Source organism: Caloramator sp. CAR-1 (assembly GCF_030546345.1).
Lineage (GTDB): Bacteria > Bacillota > Clostridia > Clostridiales > Caloramatoraceae > Caloramator > Caloramator australicus.
Genome location: NZ_JAUONW010000017.1, coordinates 1 through 3193 on the forward strand (window position 1 = coordinate 1; position 3193 = coordinate 3193).

The 3193-nt window shown below is 32.3% G+C and carries 3 protein-coding genes and 3 rRNA genes; all 6 read left to right on the plus strand.

The window, feature by feature from the left end:
* A 23S ribosomal RNA gene (locus Q3V94_RS05960) occupies positions 1 to 99 on the plus strand; the annotation flags it as partial.
* 14 nt (positions 100 to 113) lie between these two features.
* Positions 114 to 230, plus strand: a 5S ribosomal RNA gene (gene rrf / locus Q3V94_RS05965).
* Between the two features lie 125 nt (positions 231 to 355).
* Positions 356 to 1603, plus strand: a complete 1248-nt coding sequence (locus Q3V94_RS05970; protein WP_303525970.1) for an FAD-binding oxidoreductase — start codon at positions 356 to 358, stop codon at positions 1601 to 1603.
* A gap of 118 nt (positions 1604 to 1721) precedes the next feature.
* Positions 1722 to 2141 carry a DUF3842 family protein gene (locus Q3V94_RS05975; RefSeq protein WP_274766871.1) on the plus strand — a complete coding sequence of 140 codons (420 nt, stop codon included), beginning with the start codon at positions 1722 to 1724 and terminating at the stop codon, positions 2139 to 2141.
* A gap of 93 nt (positions 2142 to 2234) precedes the next feature.
* Positions 2235 to 2777: a hypothetical protein gene (locus Q3V94_RS05980; protein WP_303525972.1), complete on the plus strand. Its 543-nt coding sequence runs from the start codon at positions 2235 to 2237 to the stop codon at positions 2775 to 2777.
* Positions 2778 to 3093: 316 nt separating this feature from the next.
* Positions 3094 to 3193 (plus strand): 16S ribosomal RNA (locus Q3V94_RS05985); the annotation flags it as partial.

Consider the following 3193-nt stretch of genomic DNA (forward strand, 5'->3'; position numbering starts at 1 on the left):
CGGTAAGACCCCTGGAAGACTACCAGGTAGATAGGCCAGAGGTGTAAGCGTCGTAAGGCGTTTAGCTGACTGGTACTAATAGGTCGAGGGCTTGATCTTATTGTGCAGTTTAATCCGGTGGTGATAGAGGTAGGGAAACACCCGTTCCCATTCCGAACACGAAGGTTAAGCCTACCTACGCCGATGGTACTAGGCTGGAGACGGCCTGGGAGAGTAGGTGACTGCCGGGTAAATTTAAAGCCTCAACCGAAATGGTTGAGGCTTTTTTATGTGCGCCCGGCACTCTGGCACTTAAGTTTAAGATTTATTGTATAAAAAAATTATTTTGGTTAAAGCTATTTTTTGAGGTGAGTTTATGAAACTTATATCAGGAGAACTTTTTTGGAGTAAAGATGGAATTCCTTTTAAATATGAATATTTAGATAGGAACGTAAAATCAGATGTAGTTATAATTGGTGGAGGGGTTAGTGGTGCCCTATGTGCCTATTATCTGTCATCATCTGGTCACGATGTTTTGCTTATTGAAGGAAATATAATAGGCTATTTCAGCACTAGGGCGTCTACATCTATACTTCAATATGAAGTAGACACTAATTTGATAGGTCTTAGTAATGTCCTTGGTGAAGAAAATGCTGTAAAGGTATTTAAAATGTGTAGCAATGCAGTTTATGAAATAGGGCAAATAATCAAGGAACTTGATAATGACTGTGAATTTAACTTTAGAAAGAGTCTTTTGTATACTGATAAAAATAAAGACATAAAGCTACTTACTAAAGAATATGAACTCAGAAAAAATAATGGATTTAAGGTTGAACTTGTTGATAAACAACGGGCTAAAGATATGTTCTCCTTTCCAATGGAATTAGGCATATTGTCAGATGAAGGCTCTGGTGAGATAAATCCTTACCTATTTACACATTATCTTATTAGAAAGGCTTTTAATCGCGGTATAAAGGTTTATGAAAATACTTATATTAGTAAAATAGAATTTAAAGGCAATGAGGTTATTCTAACAACATCTAACGGTTTTACTATTACAACAAAAAAAGTCATAATTTCAGCTGGATACGAAGGGAGAAAATACTTACCTAAACCCTATAGAGTTAAGTTGACAAGAAGCTTTACACTTGTTACAAAACCCATTAAAGAATTTAACGGATGGTTTGAAAGATGTATAATAAGGGATACAGAAGATTATTATACATATTTTAGAACAACTAAAGATAATAGAATTATGATGGGTGGAGAAGATATAGAAATTGGCGGTGAGCATAGCAAGATGGCTGATCTTAAGGATGAAAGGGTGGCAGAGGAAAAATATAAAAAGTTATTTAGTAAACTTAAGAATATGTTCCCAGAAATAAAGGATATAGAAATAGAATATAAGTTTAATGGCATATTTGGAATAACTGGTGATGGTTTACCCTATATTGGGGAACTACCAGGAATGCCTAACTGCTATTTTTGTTTAGGATATGGATCAAATGGCATACTTTATTCATTGATAGGTGCTAAACTGATTAGGGATTTAATATCGGGGAAGGAGCCTAAGGAACTAGAATTATTTGGTTTTAAGAGAAAAAAGATAGTCAGCAATCACTAAGATTGCTGACTTTTATTATATGTAGTATAATCCACTTAGAAACTTAAGTTTCAAAACATATTGAACATAACAGATTAATATATTAGAGAAGAAAATTAAATGATGGGGAGGAAAAAGCTTGAAAATAGCTGTCATTGATGGCCAAGGAGCAGGTCTTGGGAAAACCTTCATAAAGGAATGCAAAAGAGCCTTTAAAGATAATGTGTATATTTTTGCTTTAGGGACAAACGAAATCGCAACCTTAAATATGTTAAAAAACGGTGCTGATGAAGGCTTTACTGGAGAGATGAAAATAGTGGATTTTCTCACTAAAAACAAGATAGATGCTATAGTAGGACCGATAGGAATTCTAATAGGTGGAGGTATAGGTGGAGAAATTACTGAAAATATTTCAAAAGTTATATTTAACCTAGACTGTATTAAATACATAATTCCGCTGCAAAAACATGGTATATTTATCCCAGGCACGCGGAATTTAGCTATAAGAGAGATTATAAAAGAAATAATTGAGGATATAAGAAGTAATTTTGATAAATAGAAAGTTCTAATTAAATTTTTGGAATCAATTTACAATAGAGTGATTTAGATATAAAATTAAATTAGCTATTGTAACTTATGGGATGGTGTTAATATGCATCTATTAAATTATAACTTTACTAAAAAGCTTTTTATGGCTGCTTTGGGTATACTTTCTTTTTTAATTATAATTTCTTTAATTGCTTATAAAGATTCAAATCAAAAATATATGTTCTTCGAAAAAATGTATTATGATAATTCACAAATTGCAAATATAGAAAACAACAACATAGCATTTTTTCATGTTTCATTTAAGGGATATTACGAACGTTTTTCAAAATTTAATGGAATTAAAACAATATGCAAGATAAATGCCTATGAGTATGGGGATATAAGAATTGACACTAAGTTAAGCTTTAATGGAGGAAACTTTAAAATCGTTTTAGTTTTACCAAACGGAGAAATAAAAACTATATCAGAATTTACAGAGAAAAATAAAAAGGGTATATTTTCAACAAAAGAAGTAAGAACTTCTGAATTTAGATTGCCTAAGGGAATTAGTTATATTAAGATTGTTGGATTTAATGCTAAGGTGTCATATAATATTAAAGTTTCAAAAGTAGATGTTAAAGCAAAAGCAGAAATATTAATGGAATAAAATAAAATAAGATTATTCAGCTAAAGATTAAGATACATCATCAACCTAACCTAGTGTATCAGTAATAGAAAACAGGAGAAATGATTAGAAAAACGAAGAATAGTTAATATAATTTTAAATAAACTTTGATTATATAAAAGTATAATACAAGCATACATGATATATATAAAAGTCGTCGCGAGGGCGGCGAGAAAAAAAGAAAAAAAGATATTGACAAAGAGTAAAAAGCGTGATAAGATAAGAAACGCTGATTGACCTTTGAAAACTGAACAGTGGCGAAGCGACCAGCAGTAATTTTAGAGGAAGCTAAGGATTTAAACATAAGAGTTTGATCCTGGCTCAGGACGAACGCTGGCGGCGTGCCTAACACATGCAAGTCGAGCGGAGATGCCAAGGAGCAATCCAAGGTGTCTTAG